Origin of the sequence: Streptomyces sp. NPDC048142 (genome assembly GCF_043202835.1) — a bacterium.
Taxonomy (GTDB): Bacteria; Actinomycetota; Actinomycetes; order Streptomycetales; family Streptomycetaceae; genus Streptomyces.
Genome location: NZ_JBIDBC010000011.1, coordinates 46,381 through 64,627, shown reverse-complemented (window position 1 = coordinate 64,627; position 18,247 = coordinate 46,381). Strand labels below are relative to the sequence as shown.

The following is an 18,247-nucleotide window of genomic DNA, read 5'->3' as shown; positions in this document are numbered from 1 at the left end:
AGCCCCGGCCGTACGCGGATCAGGCGGGTGTCACTCGGTGCGCAGTCCGTCCGGGCGCATCATGCGCCACAGCGGCGGCAGCGACAGCAGGGTCACCAGCACGATCAGCGCGCCCCCGACCCCCGTCATCGGCCAGAACAGCCACCAGTCGGCGACCTGCTTCTCGATCAGCCAGGTGAGCGCCCCGCCGAGCCCCAGGCCGCCCGCGACCGCCACCGCCAGACCGAGCACCACCGGCACGGCGGTCTGCCACAGCACCGACCAGCTGAGCGTGGAGCGCCGGGTGCCGAAGGCGACCAGCACCGACAGCAGCCGCCTGCGCTCCCGCAGCTGCTCCAGCTGGGAGACCAGCATCGACGCGGCGATCAGCAGCAGCACCGCGGAGGCCCCCACCTGGAGCCCGGTCTGGATGCTGGCGTACTGCCGGTCGCGCTCCACCGAGTCGAGCGTGACGAAGCGCATCCCGGGGTCGACCCTCGCCGCCGTGTTGCGCACGTACTCGGCGACGTCCGGCAGGCTCCGGTCGACCCGGATCTGGACGCTGATCGTCGCGCCGGGCAGCTTGCCCGCGTCGACCGCGCCGGTGGTGGCCATGATCCCGTAGTGGACCTCGCCCATCGGGTCCTCGCGGCCCTGCACGGTCGTGGAGTCCGCTGGCAGCGTCCACCGCATCGGCCTGCTCCCGGAGCCGATCTCGACCACCTCGCCCTTGCGGGCGGTCGCGTCGACCCAGTCGGTCATGTCCTTGCCGCCCGGCGGGTGGACGACGAACGTGTCGCCGTCCTCGCAGGCGCCGATCCGGGCCAGCTCGCGCAGGGTCGCGCAGGTGCCGACGGTCAGCGAGGTGGTGGGCTGCACGTCCTCGTCGGCGTACTCGCCGGGCCTGGACGCGTAGGCCTCCACCGATCCGATGACCACCTCCACGCCCTTGGTGGCGCGGAACTGCTCGATGGCCGAGGTGGCAGCCTCACCGGTGACGTCCTTGGAATACCCGGCGAACTGGGCCCGCGTGGGGTCCTGGCCGGTCATCCGGTTGAAGTCGGCGTTCATCGCGGCGAACATCATCTGCAGTGCGATCGCGCCCGCCACCGCCACCGTGACCCCGCTGACCGCGCGGGACGCGGCCCCGCTGCCCAGCTGGAGCCTGCGGGTGGCGAGCTGCCAGGGCACCGGGCCGCCGCGCAGCCGGTTCACACAGGCCTCGACCAGCCAGGGCAGCAGCAGCGCGAGTCCGACCAGCACCAGCACGGCACCGGCCGCGATCCCGAACGGCTTCATGGGCGCGTACTCGTACGCACTGATCCTGCCGGTGAATCCGAACACCGCCAGGCCCGCGAGCGGCATCAGCAGCCGCCACCAGAGCCGGCGCCCCCGCTCGCGCCCCCGGCGTACGACGCCGAGCGGCTCGATCACCACGGACCGCATCGCCACCAGGGTGACCAGGACGGCGGTCAGCGGTACCGCGACAGTGATCAGTAGAGCGAGCATCGGATCGGGCACCAGGTCCGCCGGGAACGCGCTGACGTCCCAGATCTCCACCGCACCGACGAACTGCCTCCCCCCGAGGAAGAAGGCCAGACCGAGGAGCAGCCCGAGGACCGCGCCGAACAGTGCCTCCCCGGCGGCGATCCGCCGGGTCGTCCCGATGTCCGCGCCGACCAGCCGCAGCGCGGCCAGCCGGCGGTCCCGGCGGTCGCCGCCGAAGCGCACGGCCGTGGCGATGAAGATCGCGACCGGCAGCAGCAGCACGACGCAGACCATCACGACGAGCACGGTCAGCAGCGGCGGGAGGGGGTCGCCCCCGCGCTCGTCCCCGTACCCGGCGATCCGGTGGCCGCCCGAGGCGGGCGTCAGGGTGTCGCTGCCCGCGTAGTAGAGGAGTTCGCCGGGGGAGCGCAGCCCGGCGTCGCCGATCGTGTCGGTGATCTCGTACGGCAGCCGCTCGCGCAGCAGTTCGTTGCCCGGGGCGGCGAGCAGCTCATCGAGCGCGGGGGAGACGACCATCTCGTCCGCGCCGGGGAAGCGTCCGACCCCCGGCGGCAGGACGGGCTTCGTACCGTCCGGGCGCATCAGATATCCCGCGACGGTCCGGTCGTGGTACTCGGTGGTCGCGTTGATCCGCAGCACCGAGCTGTCCGACTTCACGGCGTTCGCGTCCGGCGAACCGGAGATCCGCGTCTCGCTGCGGGCCTGCTCGCGGGCGTTCCGCTCGTCGAGCAGATGCGGTACGGAGGAGGCGAGCAGCAGGAGGGCGACGCCGAGGCCGACGCCGACGGCGGTCAGCAGCGTACGGATCCAGCCCTCGCGGCCCCCGGCGGCGGCGAACCGGATGCCGAGGCCGAGATCGCGGAGGGTCACCGCGCCCCAGGAGGGCGGTGTCGGACGCGGTGGTGCCACGGCGCGCTTCTCGTCGAGCAGGGTCATGCGGAGTGCTCCAGATCGCGGGCCCGGCCGTCGCGCACGGTGACGTCACGGTCGGAATAGGCGGCGACCCGGGCCTCGTGGGTCACCAGGACCACGGCGACGTTGGCGGAGCGGGCGGCCTCGGTGAGCAGCTCCATCACCCGCTCGCCGTTGAGGGAGTCCAGCGCGCCGGTCGGCTCGTCCGCGAAGATCACCTTCGGCGACGCCGCCAGCGCACGGGCCACGGCGACCCGCTGACCCTGTCCGCCGGAGACCTCGCCGGGACGCTTGGCCCCGAGGTCGTCGACCTCCAGACGCTCCATCCACTCCAGGGCGGTGCGCTCGGCGGCCTTGCGCCTGACCCCGTTCAGCCGCAGCGGCAGGGCGACGTTCTCCACACAGGTCAGCTCCGGGACGAGCTGGCCGAACTGGAAGACGAAGCCGAAGTCGCTGCGCCGCAGGGCGCTGCGCTCGGCGTCGGACATCGCGGACAGCTCGCGGCCCGCGTAGGTGATGGTGCCGGAGTCGGGCGTGATGATCCCGGCCAGGCAGTGCAGCAGGGTCGACTTGCCGGAGCCGGAAGGGCCCATCACGGCGACGACCTCGCCGGGGTGCACGGAGAACGAAGCGCCGTCCAGGGCGGGCGTCGAGCCGTAGGTCTTGCGCAGATCGTGCGCGGCGAGCAAGGAGCCTTCGGGGATCACGCGGCTACCACCTTGGCGAGCTGGTCGAGTCGGGCAGCGGTCAGTTCCAGCCAGCGCAGGTCGGCTTCCAGATGGAACAGGGCGTGGTCGCAGATCAACTGGTCGGCGAGGTCGCCCTGGCGCTTGCGGTCGGTGAGGATACGCATCAGCCGCAGATGCGCCGAGCGCTGGGAGTCCAGCAGATCGGCCGCGCTGCGATCGGTCAGGAGCGCGAGGACGACCTTGGTGTAGAGCGTCGACTGGAGGTAGGGCTCCGGCTTCTCGGGCTGCGCCAGCCACCGCGAGACATCGGTGATCCCGGCGTCGGTGATGGCGTACCGCTTGCGCTCGGGCCCCCCTTCGCTCTCGACGCCGTCGACCTCCACGAGTCCGTTCTTCAGGAGCCGGGACATCGTCGAATAGACCTGGCCGTAGTGCAGCGGGCGGTCCTGGCCGAACTTCTCGTCGAAGGTCCGCTTCAGGTCGTAACCGTGGCGGGGGCCGGACTCCAAGAGCCCGAGGAGGGTGTGACCGATAGACATGAGGAGCACTGTACATGGTGTGTATACCTGCTGTGTATACGCGTCCGAAAAGCGACCCCGGCCCATGGAGAGGGCCGGGGCCGGGGTACTACGGAGTGTCCCGGGCGTCGGGTCCAGGTGGAGGTTCCGGCTGCTCCGGCGGCTGTTTGGGGGGCCGCCCCCGGCGGGCGATCGGCCGCGCCGCCCCCGGCAGCCGGCCCGCCTCCGCGAGCGCCCGCCGCAGCAGGAACTCGATCTGCGCGTTGGCGCTGCGCAGCTCGTCGGAGGCCCAGCGGGCGAGTGCGTCGTGCACCGCGGGGTCCAGCCGCAGCAGCATCTGCTTGCGCTGCTGCGACCGGGACGCCTGCGTCCGCCGGGGAGGCGTCGGCCCGGTCACTGGTAGAGGGAGCCCGTGTTGAGGACCGGCTGGGCCGCGCGGTCGCCGCACAGCACCACCATCAGATTGCTGACCATGGCCGCCTTCCGCTCGGAGTCCAGCTCCACGATGTCCTGCTCGGCGATCCGGGTCAGGGCCATCTCGACCATGCCCACCGCACCCTCGACGATCTGCTGGCGGGCCGCGACGACCGCGCCGGCCTGCTGGCGCTGGAGCATGGCGGAGGCGATCTCGGGGGCGTACGCGAGGTGGCTGAAGCGCGACTCGATGATCAGGACGCCCGCGGCCTTCACCCGGGCGGTCAGCTCGACGGCCAGCTTCTCGGTGATCTCCTCCGCGTTGCCGCGCAGCGAGAGGCCGCCCTCCTCGTGGGCGTCGTACGGGTACTCGATGGCGATGTGCCGCACGGCCGCCTCGGTCTGCGTGGCGACGAACTCCAGGAAGTCGTCGACCTCGAAGAGCGCCTGGGCGGTGTCCTCGACCTTCCAGACGACGATCGAGGCCAGCTCGATCGGATTGCCGTAGGCGTCGTTGACCTTCAGGACGGCGGTCTCGTGGTTGCGGACGCGGGTGGAGATCTTGCGGCTGGAGGTCAGCGGGTTGATCCAGCGCAGTCCGTCGGCGCGGATGGTGCCGACGTACCGGCCGAAGAGCTGGATCACCCGGGCCTCGCCCGGAGCGACCATCTTCACACCGCTCATGCAGAAGAACGAGGTGATCACGAGGAGCACCCCGACGATGAAGAGCGGGATGCCGACCGCGTTGTTGCCGCCCGCCCCGATCACCCCGCCGACGATGGCGAGGCCGGCCCCCGCGAACACCCCGAGCACCGTCAGCAGCAGCCCGAGGCCGCCCGGTATGGAGTGCGCGGTGACCTCCCTGACCTGCGGTTCGGGCAGGTCGGGCGCGTCGATGCCGAGCTCGGCCGCCGTGGTGGCCGAGCGGTGGTCGTCGTGCTGTCCGGTCATGGGATCCCCCGTTCGGCGCGGTCTCGTACCGCGCTATCAATGTGATTACACATTAACGGCTTTCGCAACCTTGTCGGCCCGTGGGGAGTCGGTTCCTAGGGAACAGGTGCTGATTCTCACGTCCGTAAAAGACCGGATCGCTTGCCTTTTGTCCCTGTCGGCGGTGTTAGCTGGCAGGTCTGAGCGAACTGAGGAAACCGAGCGAGCCGGTCGAGCAGAGAAGCGGGAGCAACACACCAATGGGTCGAGCGGATGCGCGACGAGCCCAGGCGCGGGAGTCGCGCCGGGCCCCGAAGAGCGGCGGCATACGCAGACTCTTCACGTGGAAGAAGCTGCTGGGCGCGTTCTTCGGGATCATCCTGCTGGGCATGGGCGCCTTCGGCGCGCTCTATGCGTACGTGGACATCCCCGCCGCCAACGCCATGGCGGAGCGGCAGAGCAACGTCTACAAGTACAGCGACGGCACGGTCCTCGCCCGGACCGGCAAGGGCGTCAACCGGCAGATCGTCGACCTGGGCCAGGTGCCGAAGAAGGTGCAGCACGCCTTCGTCGCCGCCGAGAACAAGTCGTTCTACAAGGACCAGGGCGTCGACCTCAAGGGCACCACCCGCGGTCTGTTCAACACCCTCAGCGGCAAGGGCAAGCAGGGTGGCTCGACCATCACCCAGCAGTACGTGAAGAACTTCTACCTGACGCAGGACCCCACCGTGAGCCGCAAGCTCAAGGAACTGGTCATCTCGCTCAAGATCGACCAGCAGAAGTCCAAGGACGAGATCCTCGCCGGGTACATCAACACCGCCTACTACGGACGCGGCGCCAGCGGCATCCAGGCCGCCGCCCAGGCGTACTACGGCGTCGACGCCAAGGACCTGGACGTCTCCCAGGGCGCCTACCTCGCCTCCGTCCTCCAGGCCCCCAGTCAGTACGACTGGAGCTCCGCCACCGACACCGGTAAGAAGCTGGTCAAGGAGCGCTGGGCCTACACCCTGCGCAACATGGTCGAGATGAAGTGGCTGACCGAGTCCGAGAGGGCCGGCCTGGAGTTCCCCGTCCCGCAGAAGCCCAAGCCCGCCCAGGGCATGGAGGGCCAGACCGGCTACCTCGTCGAGGCGGCCAACAAGGAGCTGGAGAAGCAGGGCGTCTCCGCCGCGGACCGCGAGGCCGGCGGCTGGACCTTCACCCTCACCGTCGACAAGAAGCGCCAGAAGGCGCTGGAGAAGTCGGTGGAGGACCAGCTGGAGTCCAAGCTCGACCGCGAGGGCAACAAGATCGACGCCACGGTCCAGGCGGGCGCCACCTCCGTCGACCCGAAGACCGGCAAGGTCGTCGCCCTGTACGGCGGCGAGGACTACATCAAGCACTACATCAGCAACGCCACCCGCCAGGACTACCAGCCCGCCTCCACCTTCAAGCCGCTGGTGCTCGCCTCCGCCCTGGAGAACGAGTCGAAGACCCAGGACGGCAGCCTGATCGGGCTCAACACGGTGTACGACGGCACCAGCAGGCGGCCCGTCGTCGGCAGCGACACCCCGTTCAACCCGCAGAACGAGGACGACCGCAGCTACGGACCGGTCTCCGTGCAGAAGGCGATGAACAGCTCGGTCAACTCCGTCTTCGCGCAGATGATCGTCGATGTGACGCCCGCCGCCGTGAAGCAGACGGCGCTCGCCGTCGGCGTACCGGACAAGAACTTCCCCGAGCGGCCCGCCGTCTCGCTCGGCACCATGAACGCCTCGACCTGGGACATGGCCGGCGCCTACGCCACGCTCGACAACCACGGCCAGAAGGTCACCCCGCACATCCTCCAGTCCGCCGAGCACCGCGACCGCACGGTCGAGCCCGAGGAGCCCAGGCGGGAACAGGCCATCAGCCGCGCCTCGGCCGACACCGTGACCAAGGCGCTCACCGGGGTCGTCGACGCCGGGTCCGGCGGTGCGGCCAACACCGGCGCCTACGACGCGGCGGGCAAGACCGGCACCTCCGAGGACAACAAGTCGGCCTGGTTCGCCGGGTACACCCCGGAGCTGACCACGGTCGTGGCCCTCTTCGGCGAGGGCGACGGCGGCCGCAAGCAGGTCTCCCTGACCGGTACGGCCAACTCCGGCCGCGCCAGCGGCGGCGGCTTCCCGGCCAGGATCTGGGCCGACTACACCCTCGGCGCCCTCGGCGGCGGGTCCAGCAAGACGTTCGACCTGGAGGATGTGGAGCGCGGCGAGGTCCCCGCCCCGCCGACGCCTTCCGGGACGCCGTCCGAGGACCCGACCCCGTCCGAGGACCCGACCCCGTCGGATCCGCCCTCCGAGGAGCCGAGCGAGACGCCCAGCGCCCCCCCGTCCACGACGCCGCCCCCGCCCAGCAGCAGCCCGCCCGCCCCCAAGCCCCCCACGAGCCCGGCGGAGCCGCCGCTGCCCGGGGAGGACGACGGCCAGCCGGGCGAGCGGCCCGGCACCAACGGGCTGCTCGGACAGTGAGGGCCTGAGCGCACGAGGGCCTGGGCGCCTGAGAGTCTGAGCGCCTGAGTTCACGCGGGTCTGAGCGCCTGAGCGTTTGGGCGCATGAATGAGGGGCGGACCGCACGGTCCGCCCCTCACTCATGTCCGCACCGGCGGGGTCAGCCGCCGTTGACCTTCTTCGCGACCCGGTCGCCGAGGTCCTTGTCGACATTGCGCCAGTACTGCAACGCCCGCTCCAGCACCGGAGGGCTCACGCCGTCCAGCAGATGGCCGGAGATGTTGCCGACGAGCCGCTCGCGCGCCGCGTCGTCCAGGACCTGGCGCACCATGGTGCCCGCCTGACCCCAGTCGTCGTCCTCGCGGTGCGGCTTGTACGCCTCGTGGACCATCTCGCCCGCCGTGGCCCAGCCCGCCGGATCGCCGAACCGTGAGGTGTCGGCCGCCGGCCCGCCGTAGGAGTTCGGGGCGTAGACCGCGCCCGTCCGCGACGGCTCGTAGCGCATCGGACCGTCCTTGGCGTACGAGTTCACACCGTGCCGCGGCCGGTTCGGCGGGAGCTGCGCGTAGTTCGGGCCGATCCGGTAGCGGTGCGTGTCCGGGTACGAGAACAGCCGGCCGAGCAGCATCTTGTCCGGCGAGGGACCGATACCGGGCACCAGGTTCGACGGCTCGAACGACGCCTGCTCGATGTGGACGAAGAAGTCCTCCGGATTCTGGTTCAGCGTCATCCGGCCGACCTCGATCTCCGGGTAGTCGCCGTGCGGCCACACCTTCGTGAGGTCGAACGGGTTGAACCGGTAGTCCGGCGCGTCCTCGAACGGCATGACCTGGACGTACAGCGTCCAGCTCGGGTGATCACCGCGCTCGATCGACTCGAACAGGTCGCGGCGGTGGACGTCGCCGTCGGTCCCGGCCATGGAGTCGGCGTCGGACTGCGTGTAGAAGTCGATGCCCTGGTCCGTCTTGAAGCGGTACTTCACCCAGAACCGCTCGCCGCCCGCGTTCACCCACATATAGGTGTGCGAGCTGTAGCCGTTCATGTGGCGGTACGTCTTCGGGATGCCCCGGTCACCCATCAGCCACGTCACCATGTGCGCGGACTCGGGGGAGAGGGTCCAGAAGTCCCACTGCATGTCGTGATCGCGCAGCCCGCTCTCCGGGCGTCGCTTCTGCGAGCGGATGAAGTCCTGGAACTTCATCGGGTCCCGTACGAAGAAGACCGGCGTGTTGTTGCCGACCATGTCGTAGTTGCCCTGCTCGGTATAGAACTTCAGTGCGAAGCCGCGCGGGTCGCGCCAGGTGTCGGGCGAGCCCTGCTCGCCGGCCACCGTCGAGAAGCGGGCCAGCATGTCGGTCCGGTTGCCCGGCTGGAACAGGTCCGCCTTGGTGAACTGGCTGACGTCGTTGGTCACGACGAAGGTCCCGTACGCTCCCGATCCCTTGGCGTGCACCACCCGTTCGGGGACCCGTTCCCGGTTGAACTGGGCCATCTTCTCGATCAGGTAGTGGTCCTGGAGCAGGATCGGGCCGTCCGGTCCGACGGTGAGCGAGTGTTCGTCGCTCTCCACCGGGATCCCGGCGTTGTTCGTGGTGTACGGAAGCTGCGGGGTTTTCTCGGTCACGAGCGTCCTCCCGTCGGGTCATGAGGAGTGCGTTCAGGTCGCTTCGCTACGAATGCAGTCAACTCCGACGTATCGGGGTCGGCAACATTTCGCCACGGTCCGTCACCGTGGGGCTCTCCCTCTGCCACCTCTGCCGCCCCTGCTCCCCGGGGCCGGCGCTCCTATTGCCCCGGGGTCGCCATTTCGAACCAGACGACCTTGCCCGTCGAAAGACGCGTCGCCCCCCACCGCCGGGCCAGCCGGTTGACCAGGAACAGCCCGCGCCCGCCCTCGTCCGTGTCCCGCGCCCGGCGCTGCCGGGGCAGCTGCGGGGAGTCGTCGCCGACCTCGCAGCGCAGGATGTCGGTCCGCAGCAGCCGCAGCGTCACCGGCCGCTCCGCATAGCGCACGGCATTGGTGACGACCTCGCTGACCAGCAGCTCCACCTCGTCGGCCAGGTCGTCCAGACCCCAGCGGCTCAGTGCCCGCCGGGCCAGCCGGCGGGCCCGGCCCGGAGCCGCGTCCTCCGGTTCCAGGTACCAGTACGCCACATCGCTCGGCGCGATCCCGTCGAAGCGGGCGGCGAGCAGCGCGATGTCGTCGTCCCGGTCACCCGGGCCGAGCATGTCCAGCACGTCGTCGCACAGGGCCTCCAGCGGCGGTGCGTGGTCCGGGCCGGTGAGCTGCGCGGTCGCCGCGAGGCGCTCCCGCAGCTGCTCGATGCCCGTCCACACGTCCCGCAGCCGCGACTCCACCAGACCGTCGGTGTAGAGGAGCAGCGTGGCTCCGGCCGGGGCGTCCAGCTCGACGGCCTCGAAGTCGACGCCGCCCACCCCGATCGGGGCGCCCGGCGGCACCACCAGCACCTCGGCCCGCCCGCCCAGATGCAGCAGCACGGGCGGCGGGTGCCCGGCGTTGGCGATGGTGATCCGGTGCGCGACCGGGTCGTACACCGCGTACAGGCAGGTCGCCATGCGGTCGCTGCCCAGACGCTGCGCCTGCTCGTCCAGGTGGTGCAGCACCTCCTGCGGCGGCAGGTCGAGCTGCGCCAGGGTCTGCGCCGTCGTCCGGAGCTGGCCCATGATCGCCGCGGAGGTCATGGAGTGGCCCATCACATCGCCGACGGCCAGCGCGACCCGGCTGCCGGGCAGCGGGATCGCGTCGTACCAGTCGCCGCCGACCCGGGCCGTCTCGGCCGCCGGGAGGTAGCGCGAGGCGAGCCGGACGCCGGTGGGCTGGGGGAGTGAGTCGGGCAGCATCGTGCGCTGCAGCTCGTCGGCGATGTAGGCCTCGCGCCCGTACAGCACGGCCTTGTCGATGCCGAGCGCGGTGTGCGTCGCCAGCTGCGCCGCGACCAGCAGGTCACTGGCCTCGAACGGGACGCGCTCGGTGCCGCGCACGAAGACCGCCGCCCCGATGACCCGGCGCCGGCCGCGCAGCGGGGCGAGGATCGCCCGGTGTCCGGTGGGGACGGACCGGCCGGGGCCGAGCAGCTCCGGCAGGGCCGCCCGCGCCGCCGCGGAGTCGCCGAAGACCGGCCGGACCCCGCGCAGCACCTCGGCCAGCGCGCCGCCCGCCCGCACCTCGCACAGCTCGGCGGCGGGCATCAGGTCGGCCTGCGGGTCCAGGACCAGCGGACGCAGCCGCTCCGTCTCGGAACCGGCCGCCGCCTCGCCGCCCTCCTCGTCGCTGACGCGCAGCCGGTCGCTGCGCCGCAGCCGCAGCACGAACGGGCTCACCGGACGCTCGTCGCCCACCGGCAGCGGGTCGCGCAGATAGACCAGGATCGCGTCGGAGAACGTCGGCACGCTGGCCCGGCACAGGCCGAGGACGATCTCGTCCAGGTCTATGCCCCGGGCGATCCGCCGGGTCGCCGCGCCGACGAAGCGCAGCCGGTCGCCCTCGCGTCGGGTGGCCGCCTGCGCGTCGGCGACTGCGGCCGCTCCTGGACCCGGGTTCGGCGCGGCGGCCGGAGCCGGTACGGCGGCAGCGGCGGTGGCGGCCGCGGCGTCCTGCTGCCGGGGCCGGGTGCGCTCCTGCCGGGCCGCCAGTGGCTGCCGGCCTTCGTGGGAGGTGGGATGCTCCGTCACGCGTGGGATTCCGTCCGTCCGGGCCGGTTGGATGAGGCAGTCGCCTCGTGGGGCGCTACTGTGCCCCGGCAAGCGCGGGAAGAACAACGGCTGTCACCGGATGCCCCCGATGAAGGGGCCGAAACCGAGCGCCGCGGAGATGGCCGACAGTCGATCCCCCCGGCGGCGGACGCGGCGGGAGGGCAGCGGACAGCGTGCACGTCTCCACCCCCTCGTAGTGGCTCCCGCGACCGAGCGGAACGTCCGGGTCCGTGGCCCGTCACTCCGCACGACCGGTGTGATGACTTGTGGTCAGTTCCGGTGTGCTGCCCGCTGGTTGCGGCGATCCGCCCTCCACGCGGCCGGACCTGCCGACCGGACCGCCCGAAGGGTCTCCCCAGGGTCTCACGACGGCATACGGGCAGGGGTGCGGTCCCAGTCATCCGGCAGCGGCGGCACCTGCCACCGCGGATCGGGCCGCCAGTGCTCCCAGCCGTCCCGGAACGGCGACCCCCACCCCGTGATCACCTCGACCGCCGCGAGGCCCGCCTCCCGGACCCGCCGCGCGGTCCCCCGGTCCATCAGACCGACGTACTGCGCCTGGGCGAACTCGTCCTCGTCGAGCCACTTCCAGCTCCGGTCGGGGTTCACGGAGATGTCGAGAAAGTGATCCTCGGAATCCACCCCTCCGGACCACCGGGTCCGGGGCTCCTCCAGATTCACGTACCAGTTGCGGAACATCCAGCCGCGGTCCCAGAACAGCCACACCGACCACGGGTCCCCGGGCCGGGCCAGCTTCAGCACGCCGGAGCCGAACCAGGTCGAGCGGGCCGTGGTGCGCGGCGCGGTGTAGCGGGTGGCCAGCGGCTCGGCGTGCACCTGGGTGCCGTCGGCCAGCACCGGCCGCACGCATTCGGTGCCGGGCGCCATCCAGACGGCGAGCAGCTCGTCGGTGTCCTGGACGACGGTCACCGGACGGCAGATGTGCACGGGCGGGACACCGGCCGTCCGGTGGGCCCGGCCGTTGTCGCGGTAGCGCCAGAGGATCCGGTCTCCCGGCGCCCAGCGCGCGTACTCTCCCGTACCCGTCATGCCTGTCATGGAGAGATCTTACGGAGCGCTCCCACCGGCCCGCTGCGACTCAGGTCACCCAGAGGGTGTCACCGGGTCCCCGCCCGGTGCTCACGGCCGCGTCATCCGCAGTACGTCCAGCGCCTCGTCGAGCTGCTCCGTCGTCAGGTCACCGCGCTCCACATAGCCCGAGGCCAGGACCGTCTCACGGATCGTCGTCCCGTCCTTGAGGGACTTCTTGGCGACCTTCGCCGCCTCCTCGTAGCCGATGTACTTGTTGAGCGGGGTCACCACGGACGGCGAGGACTCGGCGTAGGCGCGGGCCCGCTCCACATCGGCGGTGATGCCGTCGACCGTACGGTCAGCGAGCAGCCGGGAGGCGCCCGCGAGCAGCCGCACGGACTCCAGCAGGTTCTTCGCGATGACCGGGAGCATCACGTTCAGCTCGAAGTTGCCCGCCGCGCCGGCCGTGGCGACCGTCGCGTCGTTGCCGGTGACCTGTGCCGCGACCATCAGGACCGCTTCGGGGATCACCGGGTTGACCTTGCCCGGCATGATCGACGAGCCGGGCTGGAGGTCGGGCAGCGCGATCTCGGCGAGACCGGTGCGCGGGCCCGACGCCATCCACCGCAGATCGTTGCAGATCTTCGTCAGCGAGACGGCGATGGTCCGCAGCTGGCCCGAGGTCTCCACCAGACCGTCCCGTGCGCCCTGCGCCTCGAAGTGGTCGCGGGCCTCGGTGAGCGGCAGCCCGGTGGCGTCCGCGACCTCCGCGATCACGGCCGCGGAGAAGCCGGGCGGGGTGTTGATGCCGGTGCCCACCGCCGTACCGCCGAGCGGCAGTTCGGCGAGCCGGGGCAGCGATGCGCGCAGCCGCTCCACGCCGTAGCGGATCTGGGCCGCGTAGCCGCCGAACTCCTGTCCGAGGGTGACCGGAGTGGCGTCCATCAGATGCGTACGGCCGGACTTCACGACCTCCGCGAATTCGGCTGATTTCCGACCCAGGGATTCCGCCAGGTGGTCAAGGGCGGGGATCAGGTCGGCGGTGACGGCGGCGGTGGCCGCGATGTGGATGGAGGACGGGAAGACGTCGTTGGACGACTGGGAGGCGTTCACGTGGTCGTTGGGGTGGACCTCGCGGCCGAGGCGCTCGGTGGCGAGGGTGGCGATCACCTCGTTGGCGTTCATGTTCGACGAGGTGCCCGAGCCCGTCTGGAACACGTCGACCGGGAAGTGCTCGTCCCAGCGGCCCGCCGCGACCTCGGCCGCGGCCTCCTGGATCGCGGCGGCGATGTCCGGATCCAGCACCTCCAGTTCGGCGTTGACCTTGGCGGCCGCCCCCTTGATCCGGGCCAGTGCCTCGATGTGCGCCCGCTCAAGCCGCTGCCCCGAGATGGGGAAGTTCTCCACCGCCCGCTGGGTCTGGGCGCGCCACTTGGCGCCCGCGGGGACCCTCACCTCACCCATCGAGTCGTGCTCGGTCCGGAACCCGTTGGTGCCTGACGTGTCGTCCGACGTGTCGTCCATGGTGTTTAAACCTCCTGAGAAAGATGAGCACTTCTCTTGTTCTATGTATTCCCAAGTCGCCTACCGGCCAGTAAATACCGGGGGTAACCACATACCGGGAGGCGCAATGAGGCGCACCAGCACCAGACTTCGAGGGCTCCGAAGCCTTCGCCGGCTCCGCTGTACGGTCGCTGCCACCGTCGCTCTCGCGGCAGCCGTCGGCGGCATGGCCGCCGCCGGACCCGCGGGCGCGACGGAGTCGGGTACCAGCTCTATCGCATCCACCCCTCTTCCGCCCGCACTGGAGGCCGTCCGGGCCGCCGAGGCCACCCAGCTGTACGGGAGCCCCGCCGAGCGGCCGCTCGGCGACCGCAAGACCGGGCTGATCTCGCTCGGCGACAGCGAGATCTCCGGCGAGGGCGTCGGCACCTACGACCCCGGCACCAACGGGCCGGACAACTGGTGCCACCGCTCTCCGGACGCCGCCATCCACCGCACGGGCATCGCGGCGGACGTCACGTACAACGTCGCGTGCTCCGGCGCCTCCACCGGCAACATCAAGATCGGCGGAAACAAGCAGTACGCCGACGAGCTCGTGCAGAGCGACAGCCTCGCGATCAAGGCCCGCAACACCCGGATCAAGATGATCGTCCTGGTCGCCGGGGCCAACGACGACCTCCAGTTCGGCCCCGTCATGACCGACTGCGTGGTGCGCTACATCAGCCTCCAGGGCCCCTGCGAGCCGAAGTACGCGGACGGCTGGCAGGCCCGCGTCGACGCGCTGGTCCCCAAGGTCGAGCAGACCGTCCGCGATCTGCGCACCGTGATGACGGACGCCGGATACGCGAACGGCGACTACCGGCTCGTCGTGATGAGCTACCCGAGCCCGATCGGCCCGGACTTCCGCGACAACCCGAAGTTCCCCGGCAAGCTGATCTGCGGCGGACTCGGCTACGACTCCGACACCGTCTGGGGCCGCAACACCGCGGTGCCCGCCTTCCAGACCGGCGTGCGCAAGGCGGCCGCCGCCACCGGGGCCACCTACCTCGACAGCTCGCGGCTCTTCCACGGCCACGAGGTCTGCACCGAGAGCGCCTGGGCCCGCGGCCTCTACATCGACCTGAGCAAGCCCGGCCTGCCCGACGAGAACTCCGTCCGGCAGTCCTTCCACCCCAACGCGGCCGGCCACCGGGCCTTCGCCTCCTGCCTCACCCAGCTGTACGCGTCCGGGCTGCGCGAGGCGAGCTGCGCCGACCCGGCGAGCACGGGGAACCCGGTCCTGACGGGCACGGCCTGGGACGACCTGTTCACCCCGCTGAAGAACGAGGCGACCGGCACCTGTGTGGACGTGCCCGCCTCGGTCACCCGTAACGGCACCGGGATCGGCGGCTGGGACTGCCACGGCGGGCGCAACCAGAGCTGGTGGTACGACGCCGGTACGGGAACCGCCCGCACCGCGCTCAGCCACGACCGCTGCCTGGACGTGCCGGGCGCGGAGTACGACGCCGGAGCCATTCTCATCGTGTGGGACTGCTCGGGCGCGGCCAACCAGAAGTTCGTCCGGCAGGCGGGCACGATCCGCCCGGCCGCCGCGACCGGCCTGTGCCTGACGCTGGCGGGAGCCAAGGACCCGCTCAGGCTCCAGACGTGCGACGGCAGCGCGGAGCAGCGCTTCGTGTAGTCACGGCGTGCGCGAAGGCGTGTGCGTAAGCCGTACGTGAAGGCGTGCGCGAGGGCGTACGTGACAGGCGTACGTGTAAGGCGTGCGCGAGGGCGTACGTGTAAGGCGTGCGTGGGGGCGGCCGCTGTGGTGCGGTCGCCCCCACGTCATGTCTCCCGGGCCAGTGCCTCGGACAGGGCTCCCAGCGTCGGCGTCAGATACAGCTGACGCAGCGGCACGCCGGGCAGCCCGCGCTCCCGGGCGAGTGTGCCGATCCGGATCGCGTACAGCGAATTGCCGCCCAGGTCCCAGAAGTCGTCGTCCGGGCCGACCGCCTCGACGCCGAGCACTTCCCGCCAGATGGCGGCGAGGACGGCGGCGGGGGCGGTCTCGGGCGCGGCTCCGTGTGCGGCTTCGTGCGCGGCCGGCCCAGGGGGCCGGCGGGTTCCGGGCGCGGGCAGCCGGGCCGGGTCCAGCTTGCCGTTCGCGGTGAGGGGGAGGGCCGGCAGGACGGTCACCGTCGCGGGCACCATGTGCGGGGGAAGCAGCCGGGCGGCCCGCTCCCGTACGGGGCCGGGGTCCTCGCCCGCCCCCGGGGCCGGGACCACGTACGCGTCGATCCGCACGGCCGCCGCGTCCCCGCCCCCGCCGCCGGTCACGGTGACCGCCGCCGCCGACACCGCCGGGTCCTCAAGGAGCACGTGCCGGATCTCGCCCGGCTCGATCCGGAAGCCCCGCACCTTCACCTGGTCGTCGATCCGGCCCAGGTGCTCCAGGGTCCCGTCGGGCAGCAGCCGCCCCAGATCGCCGCTGCGGTAGAGCCGTCCCGCACCGTACGGGTCCGGGACGAAGCGTTCGGCGGTCAGGGCGGGCCGGTTCAGATAGCCGAGCGCCACGCCGGCCCCGCCCACATGGATCTCCCCGGGCGCACCCGGCGGCGCCGGCCGCCCGTGCGCGTCCAGGACCCGGACCGACCAGCCGGGCAGCGGCCGCCCCACCGACCGGGATCCGGCGAGCGCCTCACGACGGGTCACCGTGGCCGCCGTGACATGGACGGTGGTCTCGGTGATCCCGTACAGGTTGACCAGCCGGCAGCGGTCCTCCGGGTGCCGGTCGAACCAGTCCAGCAGCGGACGGGCGTCCAGCGGTTCGCCGCCCAGCACCACCAGCCGGAGGGCAGGTGCGCCGTGCGCGGCCCGGTCGGCCGCCGCGAGCTGGGTGAACGCCGACGGGGTCTGGCTCAGCACGCTCACCCGCTCCCGTACCAGCAGGGCGTGGAAGTCCTCCGGCGAGCGCGTCGTCCAGTGGTCCACGACCACCAGCCGCCCGCCCGTCAGCAGCGCGCCCCAGATCTCCCACACCGAGAAGTCGAACGCCGCCGAGTGGAAGCACGTCCAGGTGTCGTCGGGGGAGAGGCCGAAGTCGTCGCGGACGGCGTCGACCAGGGCCGTGACATTGGCGTGCGGCACGAGGACCCCCTTGGGGCGGCCGGTCGAGCCCGAGGTGTGGATGACGTACGCGGGGGCATCGGCCGGCTGCCGCTCCACGGCGGGGCGGGGCGGGTGGCCGGTGAGGACGGCCGGGTCCGTGACGGTCAGCCGGACCCCCGCGTCCCGCGCGGTGCGCTCCCGCCGGTCCGCCGGATGCTCCGGATCCAGCGGTACGTAGACCGCGTCCGCCTTGAGGGCGGCGAGCATCGCCGCCACCAGGTCGGCCGAGCGGGGCAGACAGAGGCCGACGAGGTCACCGGGGCGGATGCCGTGGGCGTGGAGCCCGTCGGCCAGCACCTCCGCGCGGTCGTGGAGTTCGGCGTACGAGAGGGTGGTGGACCCGGCGGTGAGCGCGGGGGCGTCGGGACGGGCGGCGGCCCAGGCGGCGAAGGCCTCGTCGATGCGGAGGAGGGCCGGGGCCTTGCGCGGTGGCCCGAAGGCCAGTTGCTCCGCCGATTCCGCCGGGCTCAGCGGGTCCAGGGCCGAAAGCGGGGTGCCGGGCGGGCGGTCGAGCAACTGCTTCCGTATCCGTTCCACTTGATGGGCCGGTACGGGGATGGCGTCCGGGCCGGTCGGCAGCGTGGCCGGCCCGTCCCCGTCGCCCGCCACCAGCCCCAGCGCGGGCGGGGCGTCGCTCCCGGCCGGGACGGCCGGCTCGGTGGCGAGCAGGTCCGCGACGGTACGGCCGGGCGACAGGTCCGCCGCGAACACCGCGTACCCGTCGAGCGCCCCCAGCGCGTACGGAGGCCGGTTCCGGGCCGCTACGGGGACGGCGACGCGCACCGAGGCCGCGCCCTCGTACCGCCCGACGGTGAGCGCGAGCGCCGAGGCGAGGCACCGGGTCTCCTTGTCCAGGCGAAGGCCCGGGGGAGGGCTCGGGGGAAGATCCGGGGGAGGGCTCGGGCGCGCCTTCGGGGGAAGCGGTCCGGCGAGCGGCGTCACCGTGTCCGGGGGCAACTCGCCCAGCAGCACCCGGGCGACGATCCGCAACGAGCGGGCGTCCAGGGCGGATCCGTCGGCGGTCAGGACCAGGTCGGGGCCGGGTCCGGGGTCTGGGTCGGGCTCGTGGCCGGGTCCAGGGTCAGGTCCGGAGCCGGGGTCAAGGCCGGGGCCGGGGCCGGGGTTCCCTCCCGTCGCGTCCGCGTACCGCAGCAGCACCGCGCGCAGCCGGTGGCCGGGGGCGACCGGGCGGCGGGCTTCGGCCTCGCGCCGCCGGACGGCGGCGTCGGATCCGGCCGGGGCGGTCACGGTCTCCGTCCACAGCCGGGGGCGGCGCTCCCCGGGCCACCACAGCTCCGCCGCCGTCGTGAGGGCGGCGGCGAGCGCGGTGTCGGTGGTGGCCGTCGGCAGCCGGACCGTCAGGGTGTGATGGGCAGGCGGCACGTGCACAACTCCTCGTTCACGGAAGGGAAACGGCTGCTACGG

General features: G+C 72.0%; 12 protein-coding genes. 2 read left to right on the top strand and 10 right to left on the bottom strand.

Annotated features, from left to right (window positions below; translation table 11 throughout):
* Nucleotides 1-30: 30 nt before the first annotated feature.
* From ACGF2Y_RS16595 to ACGF2Y_RS16575, 5 genes are all read right to left on the bottom strand, one after another.
* Nucleotides 31-2,424 carry an FtsX-like permease family protein gene (locus ACGF2Y_RS16595; RefSeq protein ID WP_392947417.1) on the bottom strand — a complete coding sequence of 798 codons (2,394 nt, stop codon included), beginning with the start codon at nucleotides 2,422-2,424 and terminating at the stop codon, nucleotides 31-33.
* Nucleotides 2,421-3,107 (bottom strand): ABC transporter ATP-binding protein, encoded by a 687-nt coding sequence (locus tag ACGF2Y_RS16590; protein WP_392947415.1) that lies wholly within the window; start codon nucleotides 3,105-3,107, stop codon nucleotides 2,421-2,423. Before ACGF2Y_RS16590 ends, ACGF2Y_RS16595 begins: the two co-directional genes overlap by 4 nt.
* A complete protein-coding gene (locus tag ACGF2Y_RS16585) occupies nucleotides 3,104-3,628 on the bottom strand; it encodes a PadR family transcriptional regulator (protein ID WP_392947412.1) in 525 nt (174 codons plus the stop codon). Before ACGF2Y_RS16585 ends, ACGF2Y_RS16590 begins: the two co-directional genes overlap by 4 nt.
* A gap of 88 nt (nucleotides 3,629-3,716) precedes the next feature.
* Nucleotides 3,717-4,004, bottom strand: a complete 288-nt coding sequence (locus ACGF2Y_RS16580) for a hypothetical protein (protein ID WP_392947409.1) — start codon at nucleotides 4,002-4,004, stop codon at nucleotides 3,717-3,719.
* Nucleotides 4,001-4,972 (bottom strand): SPFH domain-containing protein, encoded by a 972-nt coding sequence (locus ACGF2Y_RS16575; RefSeq protein WP_392947406.1) that lies wholly within the window; start codon nucleotides 4,970-4,972, stop codon nucleotides 4,001-4,003. The genes ACGF2Y_RS16580 and ACGF2Y_RS16575 overlap by 4 nt, the downstream gene beginning before the upstream one ends.
* Nucleotides 4,973-5,211: 239 nt before the next feature.
* Here ACGF2Y_RS16575 and ACGF2Y_RS16570 point away from each other — a divergent pair, with 239 nt between their 5' ends.
* Nucleotides 5,212-7,443 carry a transglycosylase domain-containing protein gene (locus tag ACGF2Y_RS16570; RefSeq protein ID WP_392947403.1) on the top strand — a complete coding sequence of 744 codons (2,232 nt, stop codon included), beginning with the start codon at nucleotides 5,212-5,214 and terminating at the stop codon, nucleotides 7,441-7,443.
* Nucleotides 7,444-7,583: 140 nt separating this feature from the next.
* Here ACGF2Y_RS16570 and ACGF2Y_RS16565 read toward each other — a convergent pair whose 3' ends face one another.
* The 4 genes from ACGF2Y_RS16565 to ACGF2Y_RS16550 all read right to left on the bottom strand — a co-directional run bounded on the left by ACGF2Y_RS16565 (nucleotide 7,584) and on the right by ACGF2Y_RS16550 (nucleotide 13,693).
* Nucleotides 7,584-9,047, bottom strand: coding sequence for a catalase (locus tag ACGF2Y_RS16565; protein WP_392947400.1), 1,464 nt, complete (start codon nucleotides 9,045-9,047; stop codon nucleotides 7,584-7,586).
* 161 nt (nucleotides 9,048-9,208) lie between these two features.
* Nucleotides 9,209-11,116, bottom strand: coding sequence for a SpoIIE family protein phosphatase (locus ACGF2Y_RS16560; RefSeq protein WP_392947397.1), 1,908 nt, complete (start codon nucleotides 11,114-11,116; stop codon nucleotides 9,209-9,211).
* Between the two features lie 384 nt (nucleotides 11,117-11,500).
* On the bottom strand, nucleotides 11,501-12,187 hold the full coding sequence (locus tag ACGF2Y_RS16555; protein ID WP_392947758.1) for a DUF402 domain-containing protein: 687 nt from the start codon (nucleotides 12,185-12,187) through the stop codon (nucleotides 11,501-11,503).
* A gap of 90 nt (nucleotides 12,188-12,277) precedes the next feature.
* Complete coding sequence (locus ACGF2Y_RS16550) at nucleotides 12,278-13,693, bottom strand: class II fumarate hydratase (protein WP_392947394.1); 1,416 nt, start codon at nucleotides 13,691-13,693, stop codon at nucleotides 12,278-12,280.
* Nucleotides 13,694-13,799: 106 nt separating this feature from the next.
* Between ACGF2Y_RS16550 and ACGF2Y_RS16545 the strand changes: the two genes are divergently transcribed.
* Nucleotides 13,800-15,353: a ricin-type beta-trefoil lectin domain protein gene (locus ACGF2Y_RS16545; RefSeq protein WP_392947392.1), complete on the top strand. Its 1,554-nt coding sequence runs from the start codon at nucleotides 13,800-13,802 to the stop codon at nucleotides 15,351-15,353.
* Nucleotides 15,354-15,499: 146 nt separating this feature from the next.
* On the opposite strand, the gene ACGF2Y_RS16540 is transcribed toward ACGF2Y_RS16545, so the two are convergent.
* Nucleotides 15,500-18,205 (bottom strand): amino acid adenylation domain-containing protein, encoded by a 2,706-nt coding sequence (locus tag ACGF2Y_RS16540; RefSeq protein WP_392947389.1) that lies wholly within the window; start codon nucleotides 18,203-18,205, stop codon nucleotides 15,500-15,502.
* Nucleotides 18,206-18,247: the final 42 nt, after the last annotated feature.

Coding starts and splice junctions, on each gene's coding strand:
- ACGF2Y_RS16570 (WP_392947403.1), top strand. CDS start 5,212: ATGGGTCGAGCGGATGCGCGACGAGCCCAGGCGCGGGAGTCGCGCCGG.
- ACGF2Y_RS16585 (WP_392947412.1), bottom strand. CDS start 3,628: ATGTCTATCGGTCACACCCTCCTCGGGCTCTTGGAGTCCGGCCCCCGC.
- ACGF2Y_RS16555 (WP_392947758.1), bottom strand. CDS start 12,187: ATGACGGGTACGGGAGAGTACGCGCGCTGGGCGCCGGGAGACCGGATC.
- ACGF2Y_RS16545 (WP_392947392.1), top strand. CDS start 13,800: ATGAGGCGCACCAGCACCAGACTTCGAGGGCTCCGAAGCCTTCGCCGG.
- ACGF2Y_RS16550 (WP_392947394.1), bottom strand. CDS start 13,693: ATGGACGACACGTCGGACGACACGTCAGGCACCAACGGGTTCCGGACC.
- ACGF2Y_RS16595 (WP_392947417.1), bottom strand. CDS start 2,424: ATGACCCTGCTCGACGAGAAGCGCGCCGTGGCACCACCGCGTCCGACA.
- ACGF2Y_RS16575 (WP_392947406.1), bottom strand. CDS start 4,972: ATGACCGGACAGCACGACGACCACCGCTCGGCCACCACGGCGGCCGAG.